Source organism: Streptomyces sp. NPDC030862, from assembly GCF_055571835.1.
This window is the reverse complement of sequence record NZ_JBVIEN010000006.1, coordinates 105,662-122,873: the sequence shown is the minus strand read 5'-3', so window position 1 is coordinate 122,873 and position 17,212 is coordinate 105,662. Positions and strand designations below refer to the sequence as shown.

Here is a 17,212-nt window from a genome sequence, read left to right as displayed (position 1 = left end):
CGCCCGCCGGACCCCCGCAACGGATCACCGGCCGTTCGGGCTACCCGCCCTGCCCCGCCACGAAGGTGTGCGCCGCCTTGTCGTGCCACGCCTGGCGCCACGGGCGGTCGATCAGCGCCCACAGGACGCCCACGATCCCGATGACCAGGAGCCCCGGCACGCTGTAGACGAGCCAGCGGCGCAGCGCCGCGCCGAACGCCGGGGGTGCGTGCGACTCGATGTCCCGCACCTCCAGGCCGCACACCCGCTTGCCCAGCGTGCGGCCCCACTTGGCGGTCGGCAGCGCCTCGTACAGCACGCCGAGGACCAGCAGGGCGGCGAGCGTGATGCCGAAGTACGTGGACGTGGTGGAGTCCAGCAGCCAGACGGTGACCGTCTCGCCGGACTGCTTGGCCTGCTGGATCTTGCCGTCGATGTGGTCCAGCGCCTTGGAGACGAGCGGTACGCCGACCGCGCCGACGGCCGCCCCCAGGACCACGGTGTCGATCAGCCGGGCCGCCAGCCGCTTGCCGAGCGGGGCCGGGCGGGCGGCGGCCTGGGCGCGCGCGGCGCGCAGGAACGGGTCCTCCACCGGGGGCTTCCACGGGACGACCGGCGACTCCTGCCGCGACTCCTGCTGCGGCCCGGGCTGAAGCGGCTGCTGCTGGTGCGCCGCCTGGGGCGGCTGCGCGAGCTGGTGCACCTGCTGGGCCCAGGAGGCCGATCCGCCACCGGCGCCGTGTGCGACGGGGGGTGCGGGCGCGGGCGTGGGTGCCGGGGCCGGGGCCGGCTGCGGGACCTGAGCCTGCGCCTGCGGGGCCTGGGCGGCCTGCGGGGCGGGCTGTGCCTGCGGCTGGTGCTGGGCCGGGACCTGCGGGGTGCGCGGCGCGTCCTTGCCCAGCGCGCGGATGGTCATGGTGCCGTCGGCGGGCCGCTCCTGCGCGGGCACGGGGGCCGGCGCGGTCGCGGGTGCGGGCTTCTGGGCGCGGATGGTGACCGTGCCGTCGGAACGGGGCTCCACCTTCCGTACGCCCGGCAGCGCGCCGCCCGTCGGGTCCGTGCCCGCCGGCACGCGCGGGTCCGCCGCGGCGCCCTGGGGCTGCGCCTGGGCGCTCTCCGCGCCCCAGGAGACCCGGCGGTCGCGGTCGCCGCCGAAGCCGGTCTGGCGGGCGGCGTCGGCCTGCCAGGCGGACGCGGGCTCCGACTTGGCGGCCGCCTCCTCGGCGGCCTCCTCCTCGTCGAAGAAGACGGGCCCGGTCTCCTCGACGGACGGCGCCGGGGCGGGCACCGGGGCCGGCTTCGGCGCCGGGGAGGCCGGTACGGCCGAGGCCGGTGGCGCCGGCACGGCCTCGCCCTCCGCGGGCGCGGGCCGGCTCGTGCCGGGCACCCAGGCGGCGCCGTTCCAGTACCGGATGTATCCGGGGATGGACGGATCGGGGTAGTACCCAGCCAGGGGTACGTTCCCGCCGTCACCAGGAGGTGTAGCCACAGCCCCCAACTCCGTTCCTTCACGACACCGCATGTCCAGGGAGGACATTAACGAAGAACGCCGGAGCCGTAAGAAGGAGACGGGCAAAGACCGTGTTCGAGCGAGCTTGACCGATCAGGTGACGGACACCCGGGGCGAACATCACGGAAAGTAATGAGAAATTCCCCGCCCGTGTCGCGTAATGACGGAGGGGGGAGCGCCTCTCCACCGGTGCGGGGCCACTCCAGGACCCCGTACGAGGAGCAGGAGAAGGAGCGTCCCATGGAGCACACCGAGCACACCGAGCACGCTGGACACACCGCCGTCGAGCGCGAGCTGGAGCTGAACCTGGTGCTGTCGCCGGAGCGCAGCATTCCCGTGCCGGCCCGGCTGACGTACCGCACCGACGACCCGTACGCCGTGCACATCACCTTCCACGTCGGCTCCGACCACCCGGTGCACTGGACCTTCGCCCGTGAGCTGCTGGTGGAGGGGGTCTTCCGGCCCTGCGGCCACGGCGACGTGCGGATCTGGCCCACCACGCTCGACGGGCGGGCGGTCGTGCTGATGGCGCTGACGTCGCCGGACGGGGACGCCCTCCTGGAGGTGCCGGCCGTGGCGGTGTCGGCGTGGCTGGAGCGGACGCTGCGCGTGGTGCCGCCGGGGGCGGAGGCGGAGCAGCTCGGCCTGGACGAGGAGCTGGCCGAGCTGCTGGCCTGAAGCCGCCGGGGGTACCGGGGTGTCTACAGCTGGGCCTGGGGCTCCGGGGTACCCAGCAGGGCGGCCGCCGTCTGCAGGGGGGTGGGGCCGGGGGCGGGCAGGACGGCGGCGGCGGAGTGGCAGGTGAAGCCGAGCTTGGTCAGCGCCCTGCGCACCTCACCGGCGGTGAAGTCGCGGCGGTCCTGCCGGGTGATCACTTCGCCGACCTGCTTGAGCGGGTAGGTGCGGCGGCCGATGGTCACGGACTCGCCGGAGACGGGTTCGGGCTTGATGCCCCTCATCGCTTCCTGCACGTCGGCTTTGAACAGGTCGAAGGGGAAGTGGGCGATGACGCAGCGCATGGTTCCTCGCGGGGTCGAAGGGGAGTTCCGGAAGGGACGGATGAGCCTGGGGTTACGCGGCGGTGCGGGGTGCGGAGGAGCGGCCGCGCGAGCGCGCGGGCCGGCTCCGTCGTCCGCGCGTGGTGGAGTCGGCGCGCCCGGTCCGCTCGGCGGCGGGGGCGCTGATGGTGACGGGGACGCCCGAGGGCGCCTGGGCGCCGGTGATGCGGCTCAGCTCCGCCTCGCCGGAGCGGACCTTGGTCACCCGCGCGGTGATGCCGGCGTCGGCCATCACGCGGTTCATGCCGCGCCGCTGGGCGGGCAGGACGAGCGTGACGACGGTGCCGGACTCCCCGGCGCGGGCCGTGCGGCCGCCGCGGTGCAGGTAGTCCTTGTGGTCGCTGGGCGGGTCGACGTTGACGACGAGGTCGAGGTTGTCGACGTGGATGCCGCGGGCCGCGACGTTGGTGGCGACCAGGACCGTGACGTGGCCGGTCTTGAACTGCGCGAGGGTACGGCTGCGCTGGGGCTGGGTCTTGCCGCCGTGCAGGGCGGAGGCGCGCACCCCGACGGCCAGGAGGTCCCTGGTCAGCCGGTCCACGGCGTGCTTGGTGTCCAGGAACATGATCACTCGTCCGTCGCGGGCGGCGATCTCCGTGGTGGTGGCGTGCTTGTCGGCGCCCTGCACGTGCAGCACGTGGTGCTCCATCGTGGTGACGGCCCCGGCGGACGGGTCGACGGAGTGGACCACCGGGTCGGCCAGGTAGCGGCGGACCAGGAGGTCGACGTTCCGGTCGAGCGTCGCGGAGAAGAGCAGGCGCTGCCCTTCGCGCCGCACCTGGTCGAGGAGCTGGGTCACCTGGGGCATGAAGCCCATGTCGGCCATCTGGTCGGCCTCGTCCAGGACGGTGACGGCGACCCGGTCCAGGCGGCAGGCGCCCCGGTCGACGAGGTCCTTGAGCCGGCCGGGGGTCGCGACGACGACCTCGGCCCCGGAGCGCAGCGCGCTCGCCTGGCGGCCGATCGGCATCCCGCCGACCACCGCGGTGAGCCGCAGGTGCAGCGAGCGGGCGTAGGGGGTGAGCGCGTCGGTGACCTGCTGGGCCAGTTCCCGGGTGGGTACGAGGACGAGGGCCAGCGGCTGCCGGGGCTCGGCCCGCTGTCCGGCGGTACGGGCCAGCAGGGCCAGGCCGAAGGCGAGCGTCTTGCCGGAGCCGGTACGCCCGCGGCCCAGGACGTCCCGGCCGGCCAGCGAGTTCGGCAGGGTCGCGGCCTGGATCGGGAACGGCACGGTCATGCCTTCGGAGTGGAGCGCGGCCAGCAGGGGGGCCGGGAGGTCGAGGCCGGCGAAGGTCTCGACGGGCGGGAGCGCCGCGGTGCGGGTGACCGGCGGCGTGAACTCGCGGGGGCCGTGCCCGGCCGGGCGGGAGGGGCGCGGGGCGCGGGAGGCGCCGGCGCCGCGGGGGGCGCCGGAGGGACGGAAACGGTCGTTCGTGCGAGCGGTGCGGTTCACGGGGAACCTTCCTCGATGCGGCACGTATCGCGTCGCGAGAACGAGCCGAAGAAAAAGACGAGACGGGTCCGGGCCGGCTGTAGCGGCGGTTCGTCTCGAAGAGGACGCCGGAGTGCGGGCGAGCCGAGGAAAGCGGCATCGGCATTCGGGCGCGAGGGCCGGGCGTATTCATCCGGCCGGAGTCCATGGGCCCGTCGGAAGCGACGGGCGCGAACAGAGTGACCGGCTCGGTGGGGAGCCGGCTGGAGCTGGGTAACGAGCAGGGGCCCACACCCACGGTGCGGGCCCCGACTACGTCGTACGCGTCAGCGTCAGGCGGGAACGATGTTCTCGGCCTGCGGGCCCTTCTGGCCCTGCGTGACGTCGAAGTTCACCTTCTGGCCTTCCTGAAGCTCGCGGAAGCCGGAGCTGGCGATGTTCGAGTAGTGGGCGAACACGTCGGCGCCGCCACCGTCCTGCTCGATGAAGCCGAAGCCCTTTTCCGCGTTGAACCACTTCACGGTGCCAGATGCCATATTGAATCTCCCTCGGGGGCAGTGCCCGGAGTCCGCACCTTGCGAACCCGGAGTCGCTGCATGATTTACCCTCCGGAAGAACCGGACTGAAAAGTATCTGGGAACCACGACCGCAACTGACATCACCGTAGCACGGCGGTCGGCGGAAGAGCTCGATATGTTTACCGCTCTCCCATTCTCTGATTTTCTGTACCGGCGACGGCAGATTTCCGCATTTCCTCGTTGAGGCGGAGGGCCTCTTCGAGCTGGTCCTCCAGGATGATGATGCGGCAGGCGGCCTCGACCGGTGTGCCCTGGTCGACGAGTTCGCGGGCCCGGGCGGCGATGCGCAGCTGGTAGCGGGAGTAGCGCCGGTGCCCGCCCTCCGAGCGCAGGGGGGTGATGAGCCGCGCCTCGCCGAGCGCACGGAGAAAGGCGGGTGTCGTGTCCAGCAGGGCGGCGGCCCGCCCCATGGTGTAGGCGGGGTAATCGTCGTCGTCGAGGTGGTCGACGGCGGGCTTCTCAGAGGGCATAGCACCTTCGTTCGGGGGACGCATCGAGGATGCCTGCGTACAGCGGAAACCCTACGTTCCGCGCCGCCCGATATCTACTTCCGCCGGCACAGGAAATCCGCGGGGCCGGGTCAGTCGACGACGTACGTGTGGGTGATGAATTCGATCGAGTGGCCGTCCGGGTCGTCGATGTACACGCCGCGGCCCCCGTGGTGGTGGTTGATCCGCTGGGGTTCGTGGTGGTGTGGGTCGGCCCAGTACGGCAGCCCGCGCTCCTTGATCCGGCCGAAGATCTCGTCGAACTCGTCCTCGGAGACGAGGAAGGCGAGGTGCTGCGGGACGATCCGTTCGGAGTCGTCGTCGAGGTAGTCGAGGGTGACCCCGCCGTCGAGCGCGACGCCGGCGAAGGGGCCGAAGGGCTTGGGCTCCGGCGCCGCGAGCAGGTCGGTGAGGAAGCGGGCGCCGGCGAAGCGGTCGCGGCTGCGGACGATGGTGTGGTCAAGGCGTGCGGGCACGGCTCTCTCCTCTTCCGTTCGACTGTTCCTCGGCTCTTGCTGGGCTCTTCCGTCGACGTCCTTTCACGCTAGGCGGCGGGGCCGTCCGGTGACCATCGGGCATGGGGACGAGGACCGGAGACCTAGAAGAGCTTGCCCGGGTTGAGGATGTCGAGCGGGTCGAAGGCCTGCTTGATGGAGCGCTGCAACTCCACCCCGACCGGGCCCAGTTCGCGGGCCAGCCACTCCTTCTTCAGGACGCCGACGCCGTGTTCGCCGGTGATCGTGCCGCCCAGCTCCAGGCCGAGCGCCATGATGGCGTCGAACGACTCGCGGGCGCGCCGGGACTCGTCGGGGTCGGTGTGGTCGAAGCAGACGACGGGGTGGGTGTTGCCGTCGCCCGCGTGGACGCAGACGCCGATGGTGAGGTCGTACGTGTCGGCGATGGCGGCCGTGCCGTCGAGCATCTCGGCGAGCCGGCTGCGCGGTACGCACACGTCGTCGATCATCGTCGCGGACGAGACGGTCTCCAGGGCGGTGAGCGACAGGCGCCGGGCCTGCAGGAGCAGCTCGGACTCGGCCTCGTCCTCGGCGGGCACGACCTGCGTGGCGCCCGCCGCCGTGCACAGCTCGCCCACCGCCGCGAGGTCGGCGGCCGGGTCCGGGGTGTCGAAGGCGGCGAGGAGCAGCGCCTCGGTGGAGTCGGGGAGGCCCATCTTGGCCAGCCGGTTGACGGCCCGGATCGTCGTGCGGTCCATGAGCTCCAGCAGCGACGGCGTGTGGCCGCGTTCCATGATCGCGCAGACGGCCGCGCAGGCGGCGGCCGCCGACGGGAACTCGGCGGCGAGCGCCAGCTGCCGCGGCGGCTGCGGCTTGAGCGCCAGCACGGCCCGTACGACGATGCCGAGGGTGCCCTCCGAGCCGACGAGGAGCCGGGTCAGGTCGTAGCCGGCGACGCCCTTGGCGGTGCGGCGGCCGGTGGTGAGCAGGCGGCCGTCGGCGAGGACGACGTCGAGGCCGAGGACGTACTCCGCCGTGACCCCGTACTTGACGCAGCACAGTCCGCCGGACGCCGTGCCGATGTTCCCGCCGATGGTGCACGTCTCCCAGCTGGACGGGTCGGGCGGGTAGTACAGGCCGTGCGCGGCGACCTCGCGGGAGAGGGTGGCGTTGACGACGCCCGGTTCGACGACCGCGATCCGGTCGACCGGGTTGATCTCCAGGATGCGGTCCATCTTGACGAGGGACAGGACGATGCAGCCGTCGGAGGCGTTGGCGGCGCCGGACAGGCCCGTGCGGGCGCCCTGCGGGACGACGGGCACGCGCAGCGCGGTCGCCGTGCGCATGACGTGCTGGACCTGCTCGACGGTGCTCGGCAGGACGACCACGGCGGGCGAGCCGGCGGTGCAGAAGCTCGCCGCGTCGTGGGCGTACGAGGCGGTGACGTCCGGGTCCGTGAGGATCGCTTCCGCCGGGAGGCCGGCGCGCAGGTGTGTCAGCAAGTCGTCCATGATCTCAGCCTGGCAGTCGGGGCCATCGGTGTGAACCCGTTCGCCGCTGCGGTCGGCGTGCCGCGGGTGACCGGTCGTACTGGCGCACAGTGAGCCGCATGAAGAGCCGTACCCAGGGCCGGGAGCGTCCACGTCGTACGAAGTCCGAACGGGTCACGCTGGCCGTCCTGCTGTCGGGTGCGGGCTTGGTGCTCGCCGGGGCGGTGCTGCTGTACGTGCCCGGCGTGCCGGGCGTACCGGACGCGCTGCGCGGGGTGGACGCGGCGCCGCCCGCGCCGGGGCCGCTGGCGCGGGCGCGGGAGGCGGTGCGGGCGGGCGCGCAGGCGTCGCTGCCGGAGCTGACCGCGTTCATCGCCGACCGGGAGAAGTGGCTGCGGACGCATCCGCGGGACGAGGCGGCCTGGGCGGAGCTGGGCACGGCGTACGTGGAGCGGGCGGCCCGGAACGGCGACACCGCCGCGTACGTACGCGCCGAGAAGGCGCTGGAGCGGTCGCTGACCGTGCGGCCGGCCGCCGAGGGCAACACCGACGCGCAGCTCGGTCTGGGCGTGCTCGCCCAGGCCCGGGGCGACTTCGCCGCGGCCCGGCGGTGGGGCGAGACCGTACGGCAGCGGGAGCCGCGGCGCTGGCAGGCGCACGCACTGCTGGTCGACGCGTACACCGGCCTCGGCGCGTACGGGGCGGCCGACAAGGCGGCGGGGCGGCTGCGCGCGCTGCACCCGGGCGGCGTGGCCGCGCTGTCGCGCGCGTCCCGGGTGTACCGCGACAAGGGCTGGCGCGAGGACGCGGCGGCGCTCGCCTCCGACGCGGTGGCCCTCGCCGCGACCCCGGCGGAGCGGGCCGAGTGCCTGCGCCACCTCGGCGACCTGGCGTGGGAGCGGGGCGAGCCGGCCGAGGCGATCGGCTACTACGAGCCCGCGCTGCGGCTGGTGGCCGGCCATCCGCCGTCGCTCGCGGGGCGGGCGCGGGCGCTGGCGGCGCTGGGGCGGGCCGATGAGGCGCTGCGCGACTACGGGGCGGTGCTGGACGCGCTGCCGCTGCCGGAGTACGCCCTGGAGGCGGGCGAGTTGTACGAGTCGCGGGGCCTGGACGGGGACGCGCGCACGCAGTACGAGCTGCTGCGCACGCGGGCGGAGAAGGCGCGGGCGCACGGCGTGGACCCGTACCCGGTGCTCGCGCGGTACGAGTCCGACCACGGCGACCCGGAGCGGGCCGTGAAGTGGCTCTCCGACGCGTGGGCGCGCGGTCACCGCTCCGCGCACGTCGCCGACGCGCTCGGCTGGGCCCTGTACCGCTCCGGCGAACCGGCGCAGGGCCTGCGGTACGCGAAGAAGGCCACGGAGGCGGGCCTGCGCAGCGCGCTGTTCGCGTACCACCGGGGCCAGATCGAGCGGGCGCTCGGCCAGTACGGGGCGGCGCGGCGCCACCTCATGCAGGCGCTGCGGACGAACCCGGCGTTCTCGCCGCTGCTGGCGCCGGAGGCGCGGCGGGCGCTGGCGGTCCTGGGGGAACCCGCGGCGGGCGGCCCGGCGGACGTGCGGGGCACGAAGCCGCGGCCGAACGCGAGCGCGAGCCCGGGCGCGACGGCACGGCCGTCGGCACGCCCGTCGCGCTGACGGTGCTGCGGGCGGGTGGCGGAGTCCCCGGTGCTCCGCCACCCGCGCGGAGCGGTCAGAGGTTGCCGCGCTTGGCCTGCTCCCGCTCGATCGCCTCGAAGAGCGCCTTGAAGTTGCCCTTGCCGAAGCCCATCGACCCGTGCCGCTCGATGAGTTCGAAGAAGACGGTCGGGCGGTCCTGGACCGGCTTGGTGAAGATCTGGAGCAGGTAGCCGTCCTCGTCGCGGTCGGCGAGGATCTTCAGCTCGCGCAGCTCGTCGATCGGCACGCGCGTGTCGCCGACCCACTCGCCGAGTGTGTCGTAGTACGAGTCCGGGACGTCGAGGAACTGGACGCCGGCCGCGCGCATGGTGCGGACGGTGGCGACGATGTCGTTCGTGGCGAGGGCGATGTGCTGGACGCCGGGGCCGCCGTAGAACTCCAGGTACTCGTCGATCTGCGACTTCTTCTTCGCGATCGCCGGCTCGTTGATCGGGAACTTGACCTTCTTGGTGCCGTCCGCGACGACCTTCGACATGAGCGCGGAGTACTCGGTGGCGATGTCGTCGCCCACGAACTCCTTCATGTTGGTGAAGCCCATGACCTTGTTGTAGAAGGCCACCCAGTCGTTCATCTTGCCGAGCTCGACGTTGCCCACGCAGTGGTCGATCGCCTGGAAGGTGCGCTTGGCGGGCGGCTCGACCATCGGCTGCGCGGCGACGAAGCCGGGCAGGTAGGGGCCGTCGTAGCCGGAGCGCTCGACGAGGGTGTGGCGGGTCTTGCCGTACGTGGCGATGGCGGCGAGGACGACGGTGCCGTGCTCGTCCTTGAGCTCGTACGGCTCGGTGACGCCGGTGGCGCCCTGCTCGACGGCGTACGCGTACGCCTTGCGCGCGTCCGGCACCTCGATGGCGAGGTCGACGACGCCGTCGCCGTGGGCGGCGACGTGCTCGGCGAGGAAGCGGCCCCAGTCGGTGGACGGCTTGATGACGGAGGTGAACACGAAGCGCGCGGCACCGTTCGTCAGGACGTAGCTGGCGGTCTCGCGGCTGCCGTTCTCCGGTCCGGAGTAGGCGACCAGCTTCATCCCGAAGGCCGTGGAGTAGTAGTGCGCGGCCTGCTTGGCGTTGCCGACGGCGAAGACGACCGCGTCCATGCCCTTCACCGGGAAGGGGTCGGCCTGCCGGGCGGTGTCGGGGGTCTGGGAGAGGGTCTCAGTCATGGCCGCAGACTCTCTCCGTTCCGCAAGGTGCGCAATAGTTCGCGGGAGGACTGGGCAAGCTGCACAGCGACTGGGCAGTATGGCCGGGCGTTCTGTACAGGATGACCACCGGGAGGCCGCCGTGGCGATCGATCATCTGGACGGCAGGCTCATCGCCCTGCTCGCGCGCGAGCCGCGCATCGGCGTCCTGGAGGCGTCGCGCCGCCTCGGCGTGGCCCGCGGGACGGTCCAGGCGCGCCTGGACCGTCTGCAGGCGAACGGCGTCATCCGGGGTTTCGGGCCCGACGTCGACCCGGCGGCGCTGGGCTATCCGGTCACCGCGTTCGCCACGCTGGAGATCAAGCAGGGGCAGGGCGCGGACGTACGGGAGCACCTGACGGGCGTGCCGGAGGTGCTGGAGCTGCACACCACCACCGGCCACGGGGACATGCTGTGCCGGCTGGTGGCCCGCTCGAACGCCGACCTCCAGCGGGTGATCGACCGGGTGGTCGGCTTCGAGGGCATCGTGCGGGCCTCCACGGCGATCGTCATGGAGAACCCCGTCCCGCTGCGGATCATCCCGCTGGTGGAGCAGGCGGCGGGCGAGGACGCCGGGAAGGACCTCGGCAAGGACCTCAGCAGGACGGGACCTTCGTCCCCCGCTGCAACGCCCGGAGCGACGACACCGCGTCCTTGAGCGTGGTGACGGGGATGAGCTGGAGGCCCTTCGGCTTCTCGGCCTGGGCCTGCGCGCACTCGTCCTTCGGTACGAGGAAGACGGTGGCGCCGTCGCGCGCGGCGGCCTGCGTCTTGAGGGAGACCCCGCCGACGGCGCCGACCTCTCCGTCCGGGGCGATGGTCCCCGTCCCGGCGATGGTGCGCCCGCCGGTGAGGCTCGCGCCGCCGCCGTCGAGCTTGTCGACGATGCCGAGCGCGAAGAGCAGCCCGGCGCTGGGCCCGCCGATGTCGGGCAGGCGCAGGGTGACCTTGACGTCCTTCGGGCTCCTGCCGAGGTAGCCGAGCGCGGCGTCCACGGCGGCGTCCTGCGACTCGGCCATCTGGCCGAGGTTGCGCTTCTCGATCTCCGCGTCGCTCTTGCCGGGCGGATAGACGGAGTCGTGCGGCAGGACGGCCCGGTCCGTACGGAACCAGCCGTCGACGACGTCCGCGAGGTCGACGTGGGTCCGGGGCCCGGTCGCGACGATCGTCGTCATGCGCAGCTCGCCGTCGGTCTTCCCGACCGGCGCGCCGGAGATGGTGATCACCTCCTGGCCCTGGTGCCGCCCCAGCACGTCGGCGGTCGAGCCGGGCTGCGCCAAGGTGTACGGCAGCGGCGCGAACGCGGCCACGCCGAGCAGCGCGAGCACGGGCAGCCCGGAGACGAGCAGGGCACGGGTCCGGTTACGCAGGAGACTGGTGAGCAGCACGACGCCAATCTATCGGCCGGGCTCAGCGCAGGGCGTCGGCGACCTCGCGGGCGGCGTCGACCACGCGCAGGCCGACCCGCTCCGGGACGGAGTCCGCCAGCATCACCACGCCGACGCTGCCCTCGATGCCCGTCACGCCCACCAGCGGGGCCGCCGCGCCGCTCGCTCCGGCCTCCAGCTCGCCGTGCGTGAGCGTGTAGCCGGGGTCGCCGAGGGCGCCCTGGCGGGCGGCGAGTATCGCCCGTCCGGCCGCGCCCCGGTCCAGCGGGTGGCGGAAACCGGCCCGGTACGCGACGTGGTAGTCCGTCCAGGTGGGTTCGACGACCGCGACGGCGAGGGCCTCGGCCCCGTCGACGAGCGTGAGGTGCGCGGTGGCGCCGATGTCCTCGGCCAGCGAGCGCAGCGCGGGCAGGGCGGCCTCGCGCACCAGCGGGTGGACCTGCCGGCCCAGCCGCAGCACACCGAGCCCGACCCGGGCGCGGCCGCCCAGGTCACGGCGTACGAGCGCGTGCTGTTCGAGCGTGGCGAGCAGGCGGTAGACGACGGTGCGGTTGACACCGAGCTTGGTGGACAGCTCGGTGACGGTCAGCCCGTGATCGGTGTCGGCGAGCAGCTTGAGGACGCGCAGTCCCCGGTCGAGCGTCTGGGAGGTCTCCGCGGTCACGACGCCCTCTCCTTCGGAGTGAGTCGGCGGACACTCTCAACGTCGGCTGCGCCGCCGGTCCCATCGGCGACGCACGGAGAGGCCGCCGGCAGGCCATGGCACACCGGCTGCGCTCCGCGGCGGCGTTGCCACGGGGCGTTTGCATTGCGATTGCCGGGACAGTAGCGAGGGACTCCGCTGAGCGGAAGACCTCGTCCAGAATCCGGGCGCAAGCGGTTGCCGTGGGGCCCATTCGCCCCCATATGCCCGCTTCATACCTTCACTCGAGCTTGAAAACCTCCACGGTCCGGGGACGGGCGACGGCCTCGGGGTGGGGCCGTGCAGGGTCGTCCCCGCAGGCGTTGGCGGCGCCGACACCGTTCCGCGCACGTGCAGCTCAAGGCCGCCGACGCCGAGGAGTCGAGCCCGGAGGGGCCCCGCACCGCCACGCACCGGCGGAAGCCGCCCACGCGGGCGCCGTCACGGCACGGAACTGCGAACCCCGCAGGCCCCCGCCCATGCGGTCGCCGCCACGGCACGGCACCGCAAGCCGCCGCCCCCACGCGGAGTCCCACGCCCTGCAGAGCTCAGCGCATGCGGGTCGCCCACTCCTGGACCTTCTTGATGCGCTCCCGGATCTGGCCCGCCGTCGCCTCCGCGCTCGGCGGCCCGCCGCACACCCGGCGCAGCTCGGTGTGGATCACACCGTGCGGCTTGCCGCTCTGGTGGACGTACGCGCTCACCATCGTGTTCAGCTGCTTCCTCAGCTCCAGCAGCTCCTTGTGCGATACGACAGGCCGCCGCTCCGCCGGCAGCTCCAGCAGGTCGGCCTCCTCGGCCGGCTTCTGCCGGCTGTGGGCGATCTGCCGGGCCTGCCGCTTGCGCAGCAGCAGCTGCACCTGGTCGGGCTCCAAGAGCCCCGGGATGCCGAGGTAGTCCTGCTCCTCCTCGCTGCCGGGGTGGGCCTGCATGCCGAACTCGGCCCCGTCGTACAGCACCCGGTCGAAGACCGCGTCGGACTCCAGCGCCTCGAAGGGCAGCATGTCCTGCTCGCCGGTGTCCTCGTCCTGCTGCTTGTTGGCCTCGTCCATCTCCTTCTCGGACTCGGCGTACGGGTCCTCGTCCTCGCCCGCCTTCTTCGGCTTGTCGAGGGCGTGGTCCCGCTCGACCTCCATCTCGCTGGCGAAGCCGAGCAGCGTGGGGATCGTCGGAAGGAACACGGACGCGGTCTCGCCGCGCCTGCGCGATCGCACGAAACGGCCGACGGCCTGGGCGAAGAACAGCGGCGTGGAGATCGTCGTCGCGTACACCCCGACCGCGAGGCGCGGGACGTCGACGCCTTCGGACACCATGCGGACCGCGACCATCCAGCGGTCGTCGCCGTCGCTGAACTCGTCGATCCGCTTCGACGCGCCCGCGTCGTCCGACAGGACCACGGTCGCCTTCGTCCCGGTGATCTCGCGGATGAGCTTGGCGTACGCGCGGGCCGAGTCCTGGTCGGAGGCGATGACGAGGCCGCCCGCGTCGGGGATGCCCTTCCTGACCTCGGTCAGCCGCTGGTCGGCGGCGCGCAGGACGTTGGGCATCCAGTCGCCGCGCGGGTCGAGGGCGGTGCGCCACGCCTGGGAGACGGCGTCCTTGGTCATCGGCTCGCCGAGCTTCGCGGCGACCTCGTCACCCGCCTTCGTGCGCCAGCGCATGTTGCCGCTGTAGCTGAGGAAGATCACCGGGCGGACGACGCCGTCGGCGAGGGCGTTGCCGTACCCGTACGTGTAGTCGGCGGACGAGCGCCGGATGCCGGCGTTGTCCTCCTCGTACGTGACGAAGGGGATGGGGTTGGTGTCGGACCGGAAGGGCGTACCGGTGAGCGCGAGCCGCCGCGTGGCGGGCTCGAAGGCCTCCAGGCAGGCCTCGCCCCAGGACTTGGAGTCGCCGGCGTGGTGGATCTCGTCGAGGATGACGAGCGTCTTGCGCTGCTCGCTGCGGTTGCGGTGCAGCATGGGCCGCACGCCGACACCGGCGTAGGTGACGGCGACGCCCTGGTACTCCTTGCTGAGCGGCCCGGCGCTGTACTCCGGGTCCAGCTTGATGCCTATGCGCGCCGCCGCGGCCGCCCACTGCTTCTTCAGGTGCTCGGTCGGGGCGACGACGGTGACCTGCTGGACGATGTGGTGGTGCAGCAGCCAGGACGCGAGGGTGAGCGCGAAGGTCGTCTTGCCGGCGCCGGGCGTCGCGACGGCGAGGAAGTCGCGGGGCTGCTCCTGGATGTACCTGTCCATCGCGGCCTGCTGCCAGGCGCGCAGCTTGTTGGCGGTGCCCCAGGGGGCGCGGCCGGGGAAGGCGGGTGAGAGGTGATGGGAGGCGGTAGTAGTCACGGTCTCCGATTCGGCTCTCGGTTACGGCGGTCACGCCGCCTGCGGCGGTACGTACGACAACCGGGCCACCCTACCGGGGCCCCGGTTGCCGTCCGGCCCGTACGACGCGGTGACCACGACGACTGCGACACGGGTCACAGCCGGCCGCCCCTCACGCGCTCGGCGGGTGGCGAAGCGCGGTAACCGGACCACGCGGTGTCACCGCCTTTCGGCGCCCGGTCCCAGCCGCGTCGCCACCCACGCCCCCACCAGCGCCACCGCCGCCATCGGCAGGAACACCGCCGCGAAGGCCGCCGTGTGGGAGCCGGTCGCCGTGGCGGCGGCCGCGTGGCCCGACAGCGCGCCGCCGCCGAGGGCGGCGAAGGCGGCGCCGCCCACCGCGAGGAGCAGGACGTTCGACAGGCCGTCCGAGATCTGGAGCGCGGCGGAGTTCGTGCCCGCCTCCTCCGGCGCGGACAGCTTCAGCAGCAGCACGCTCGTCGAGGCGACCACCATGCCCATGCCGAGGCAGCCGAAGCCCCAGGCCACGCCCACGATCCAGACGGGCACGGCGGGGATGAGGACGCTCGGCGCGGCGGCGATGGCCGCGGTGACCAGCAGCATGCCGAAGACCATGAGCCCCTGCCGGTACGGCTCCACGCGCGGCCGTGCCTGGATGTACGAGCCGAGGGCCCAGGTCGCGCCGCCCACCGCGAGCGACAGCCCGGCCATGGTGGGGCTCAGGCCCCGCTCGCTGACCAGCATCAGCGGCACGAACGACTCCGCCGCGATGAACGCCCCCATCGAGATGCCGCGCAGCAGCACCACCGACGGCAGCCCCCGCGCCGCCCGGTACGTGCCGCGCGGCAGCAGGCCCCGCACGGCGGGCACCAGCAGCGCCGCGCCCGCGACCGCCGGGAGGACCGACAGCCAGCGCAGCTCCTGCCCCGCGTACTGGAGCAGCCCCACCCCCAGCGAGATCCCCAGCGCCAGCCGGATGCGGCGCCGGTCGAAGGGCACGGGCGGCGCCTCCGGGTCCCTGGGCCCGGCCGCCGTCCGCCGTATCGCGGGCAGGGCGAGCGCCAGCGGCAGCACGATGAGCACGGGGATGCCGACGAAGACCCACCGCCAGCCGAGCCGCTCGGTGACCGTCCCGGCGACCAGCGGCCCGACCACCGACGGCACCACCCAGCCCGCGGAGAACGCGGCCATGATGGCGGGCCGCAGCCGCTCCGCGTAGGCGCGGCTGATCACGACGTACAGCGCCACGATCACCAGTCCGCCGCCCAGCCCCTGCACGGCCCGCCCGGCGATGAACAGCCACATCGCCCCGGCCGTCCCCGACAGCAGCAGCCCGGCCCCGAAGGCGGTGATGCCGGTGGCGAGGGGCGCGAGCGGCCCGGCGCGGTCGGACCACTGGCCGGAGAGGACCATGGCGAAGAGGCTGGTGGTGAAGTACGCGGAGAAGGCGAAGGCGTACAGCGGGATGCCGTGCAGCTCGCGCGCGGCGACCGGCATCGCCGTACCGACGGCGGTCGCCTCGAAGGCGATGAGCATGACGACGGAGACGATGCCGATGCTGAGCGCGCGGTGCTCCCGGTCGAGTACGCCGCCGCGCGGCTCCTGTCGCTGGTCGCCGGTGGATGTGCCGGCGCTGCTTCCCAAGACGGTCATGCCCCTCACAGTAAGGGGCATGAGGGGCGATGGCCCCTGTCTTCGGACGGGAAAGATCTCCCTCCTTGGTCGTACGACCATGAACGGCGCATGGCAGTCGTGTTGCGGCCCGCCCGCCGGGCTTTCCTTCCAACTGCCGCCGCCCGTACGGTCGTACCGAAGCAGCACCGCACGACCGTGTGCCCGAGTGGCTGAGGGGCCAGACTGCAAATCTGGTGACGCGGGTTCGATTCCCGCCACGGTCTCCACGGAACGAGGGCGCGGTCCAGTCCCGCCGGGATCGCGTCCACCATTCCCTCCACGTCCAGCTCCGACCAGCCGCCGGAACACGTACCCGCGCATGTGCGCGGGTACGGCCGGTGAGTAGGCTCCTGCTGCTCCGGTGCTCGTTGAGGGGGGATTCGCACGTGGAACGGCCGCGCCAAGAAGCCCGGCGGGTCGGCCCGTACCACCTGATCACCCGTCTGGACCCGCCGGAGACCCCGCACGTACCCGTCCGCCGCTTCATCGCGCGCGGCGCGGACGGCGACCGTACGGTGCTCGTCCACGCCCCGCTGCCGGGCGCCGATCCGGCGCACTTCGCGGTGGAGGCGGACGCGGCGCGGCGGCTGATGGGCCCGTGGGTGGCCCCGGTGACGGAGGTGCCGCCGTCCGGGGCGGGCCCCTGGTACGCCACGCCCTACCTCCCCGTCCTCCCCCTCCCCGTCGCGCTCGCCGTTCACGGCGGCCCGCTCCCCGAGCCCACCGTCCGCGCCCTGGGCGCCGCCCTCGCCGAGACGCTCGCGGCGGCGCACGCGCAGGGCCTGACGCACGCGGGCGTGTCACCCGCCGCCGTACTGCTGGCCGCCGACGGGCCGCGGCTCGGCTGCTTCGGGGCCGTACGGGCGGCGGGGCCGGACGGCGAGCGGCGCGCGGACCTGCCGGGGCTGGACCCCGGGGCGCTCGCCCCCGAGCTGCTCGCGGGCGGCAGGCCGTGCCCGCCGGGCGACGTGTACGCACTCGGCGCGGTCCTCGCGTACGCCGCGACCGGCACCACCGTCCCGGAACGCACCGAACTCCCGCCCGCCCTGCGCCCCCTGGTCTCCGCGTGCCTCACCCGCGACGCGGCCGCGCGGCCGTCGGCCGCCGCGCTCCTCACCGGCCTCGTGCCCCGTACCCCGCACGAGACCGTCGTGACCTCGGCGGGCCCGCTCCTCACGCCCGGCTGGCTGCCGGGCCGGATCGTCGCGGCGCTGGCGCGCCAGTCGGCCTCGGTCCTCGCCGCCGAACTCCCCACCGCCGCAGTCCCCACCGCCCCCAGGAACTGA

The 17,212-nt window shown here is 73.5% G+C and carries 16 protein-coding genes and 1 tRNA gene; 5 read left to right on the top strand and 12 right to left on the bottom strand.

Annotated elements, in window-relative coordinates:
• Positions 1-40 precede the first annotated feature (40 nt).
• A complete protein-coding gene (locus tag ACZ42X_RS17695) occupies positions 41-1,501 on the bottom strand; it encodes an RDD family protein (RefSeq protein ID WP_468290408.1) in 1,461 nt (486 codons plus the stop codon).
• 228 nt (positions 1,502-1,729) lie between these two features.
• On the opposite strand from ACZ42X_RS17695, the gene ACZ42X_RS17690 reads away from it, so the two are divergent.
• Positions 1,730-2,167 (top strand): SsgA family sporulation/cell division regulator, encoded by a 438-nt coding sequence (locus tag ACZ42X_RS17690; RefSeq protein WP_361422781.1) that lies wholly within the window; start codon positions 1,730-1,732, stop codon positions 2,165-2,167.
• Between the two features lie 23 nt (positions 2,168-2,190).
• Here the strand turns inward: ACZ42X_RS17690 and ACZ42X_RS17685 are convergent, their stop codons facing one another.
• From ACZ42X_RS17685 to ACZ42X_RS17660, 6 genes are all read right to left on the bottom strand, one after another.
• Positions 2,191-2,508 (bottom strand): SCO5918 family protein, encoded by a 318-nt coding sequence (locus ACZ42X_RS17685; protein ID WP_468290406.1) that lies wholly within the window; start codon positions 2,506-2,508, stop codon positions 2,191-2,193.
• 52 nt (positions 2,509-2,560) lie between these two features.
• Positions 2,561-4,000, bottom strand: coding sequence for a DEAD/DEAH box helicase (locus tag ACZ42X_RS17680; protein WP_468290403.1), 1,440 nt, complete (start codon positions 3,998-4,000; stop codon positions 2,561-2,563).
• A gap of 311 nt (positions 4,001-4,311) precedes the next feature.
• On the bottom strand, positions 4,312-4,515 hold the full coding sequence (locus ACZ42X_RS17675; protein WP_064071132.1) for a cold-shock protein: 204 nt from the start codon (positions 4,513-4,515) through the stop codon (positions 4,312-4,314).
• A gap of 161 nt (positions 4,516-4,676) precedes the next feature.
• Complete coding sequence (locus tag ACZ42X_RS17670) at positions 4,677-5,027, bottom strand: MerR family transcriptional regulator (protein ID WP_468290400.1); 351 nt, start codon at positions 5,025-5,027, stop codon at positions 4,677-4,679.
• A 110-nt stretch (positions 5,028-5,137) separates the two neighbouring features.
• Positions 5,138-5,521, bottom strand: a complete 384-nt coding sequence (locus ACZ42X_RS17665; RefSeq protein ID WP_468290397.1) for a VOC family protein — start codon at positions 5,519-5,521, stop codon at positions 5,138-5,140.
• 122 nt (positions 5,522-5,643) lie between these two features.
• Positions 5,644-7,011 carry an FAD-binding oxidoreductase gene (locus ACZ42X_RS17660; RefSeq protein ID WP_468290394.1) on the bottom strand — a complete coding sequence of 456 codons (1,368 nt, stop codon included), beginning with the start codon at positions 7,009-7,011 and terminating at the stop codon, positions 5,644-5,646.
• Positions 7,012-7,109: 98 nt separating this feature from the next.
• On the opposite strand from ACZ42X_RS17660, the gene ACZ42X_RS17655 reads away from it, so the two are divergent.
• Positions 7,110-8,627: a tetratricopeptide repeat protein gene (locus ACZ42X_RS17655; RefSeq protein ID WP_468290391.1), complete on the top strand. Its 1,518-nt coding sequence runs from the start codon at positions 7,110-7,112 to the stop codon at positions 8,625-8,627.
• Positions 8,628-8,682: 55 nt separating this feature from the next.
• On the opposite strand, the gene hppD is transcribed toward ACZ42X_RS17655, so the two are convergent.
• Complete coding sequence (gene hppD, locus ACZ42X_RS17650; RefSeq protein ID WP_468290388.1) at positions 8,683-9,828, bottom strand: 4-hydroxyphenylpyruvate dioxygenase; 1,146 nt, start codon at positions 9,826-9,828, stop codon at positions 8,683-8,685.
• 121 nt (positions 9,829-9,949) lie between these two features.
• Between hppD and ACZ42X_RS17645 the strand changes: the two genes are divergently transcribed.
• Positions 9,950-10,504, top strand: coding sequence for an Lrp/AsnC family transcriptional regulator (locus ACZ42X_RS17645; protein WP_468290384.1), 555 nt, complete (start codon positions 9,950-9,952; stop codon positions 10,502-10,504).
• Here the strand turns inward: ACZ42X_RS17645 and ACZ42X_RS17640 are convergent.
• The 4 genes from ACZ42X_RS17640 to ACZ42X_RS17625 form a co-directional block, all read right to left on the bottom strand.
• A complete protein-coding gene (locus ACZ42X_RS17640; RefSeq protein ID WP_468291194.1) occupies positions 10,443-11,231 on the bottom strand; it encodes a YlbL family protein in 789 nt (262 codons plus the stop codon). The two genes, ACZ42X_RS17645 and ACZ42X_RS17640, sit on opposite strands and share 62 nt — an antisense overlap.
• A 25-nt stretch (positions 11,232-11,256) precedes the next feature.
• Positions 11,257-11,898, bottom strand: coding sequence for an IclR family transcriptional regulator (locus ACZ42X_RS17635; protein WP_468290381.1), 642 nt, complete (start codon positions 11,896-11,898; stop codon positions 11,257-11,259).
• Positions 11,899-12,464: 566 nt separating this feature from the next.
• Positions 12,465-14,252 (bottom strand): DEAD/DEAH box helicase, encoded by a 1,788-nt coding sequence (locus tag ACZ42X_RS17630; RefSeq protein ID WP_361422750.1) that lies wholly within the window; start codon positions 14,250-14,252, stop codon positions 12,465-12,467.
• A 198-nt stretch (positions 14,253-14,450) separates the two neighbouring features.
• On the bottom strand, positions 14,451-15,905 hold the full coding sequence (locus ACZ42X_RS17625) for an MFS transporter (protein ID WP_468290378.1): 1,455 nt from the start codon (positions 15,903-15,905) through the stop codon (positions 14,451-14,453).
• A gap of 173 nt (positions 15,906-16,078) precedes the next feature.
• On the opposite strand from ACZ42X_RS17625, the gene ACZ42X_RS17620 reads away from it, so the two are divergent.
• Positions 16,079-16,153, top strand: a tRNA-Cys gene (locus ACZ42X_RS17620).
• A 159-nt stretch (positions 16,154-16,312) separates the two neighbouring features.
• Positions 16,313-17,212, top strand: a complete 900-nt coding sequence (locus ACZ42X_RS17615) for a protein kinase family protein (RefSeq protein ID WP_468290375.1) — start codon at positions 16,313-16,315, stop codon at positions 17,210-17,212.

Bases quoted from the DNA above. Each gene is read 5' to 3' on its own strand.
- ACZ42X_RS17625 (WP_468290378.1), bottom strand. From the start codon at position 15,905: ATGACCGTCTTGGGAAGCAGCGCCGGCACATCCACCGGCGACCAGCGA.
- ACZ42X_RS17695 (WP_468290408.1), bottom strand. From the start codon at position 1,501: ATGCGGTGTCGTGAAGGAACGGAGTTGGGGGCTGTGGCTACACCTCCT.
- ACZ42X_RS17675 (WP_064071132.1), bottom strand. From the start codon at position 4,515: ATGGCATCTGGCACCGTGAAGTGGTTCAACGCGGAAAAGGGCTTCGGC.
- ACZ42X_RS17660 (WP_468290394.1), bottom strand. From the start codon at position 7,011: ATGGACGACTTGCTGACACACCTGCGCGCCGGCCTCCCGGCGGAAGCG.
- hppD (WP_468290388.1), bottom strand. From the start codon at position 9,828: ATGACTGAGACCCTCTCCCAGACCCCCGACACCGCCCGGCAGGCCGAC.
- ACZ42X_RS17690 (WP_361422781.1), top strand. From the start codon at position 1,730: ATGGAGCACACCGAGCACACCGAGCACGCTGGACACACCGCCGTCGAG.
- ACZ42X_RS17670 (WP_468290400.1), bottom strand. From the start codon at position 5,027: ATGCCCTCTGAGAAGCCCGCCGTCGACCACCTCGACGACGACGATTAC.
- ACZ42X_RS17685 (WP_468290406.1), bottom strand. From the start codon at position 2,508: ATGCGCTGCGTCATCGCCCACTTCCCCTTCGACCTGTTCAAAGCCGAC.
- ACZ42X_RS17655 (WP_468290391.1), top strand. From the start codon at position 7,110: ATGAAGAGCCGTACCCAGGGCCGGGAGCGTCCACGTCGTACGAAGTCC.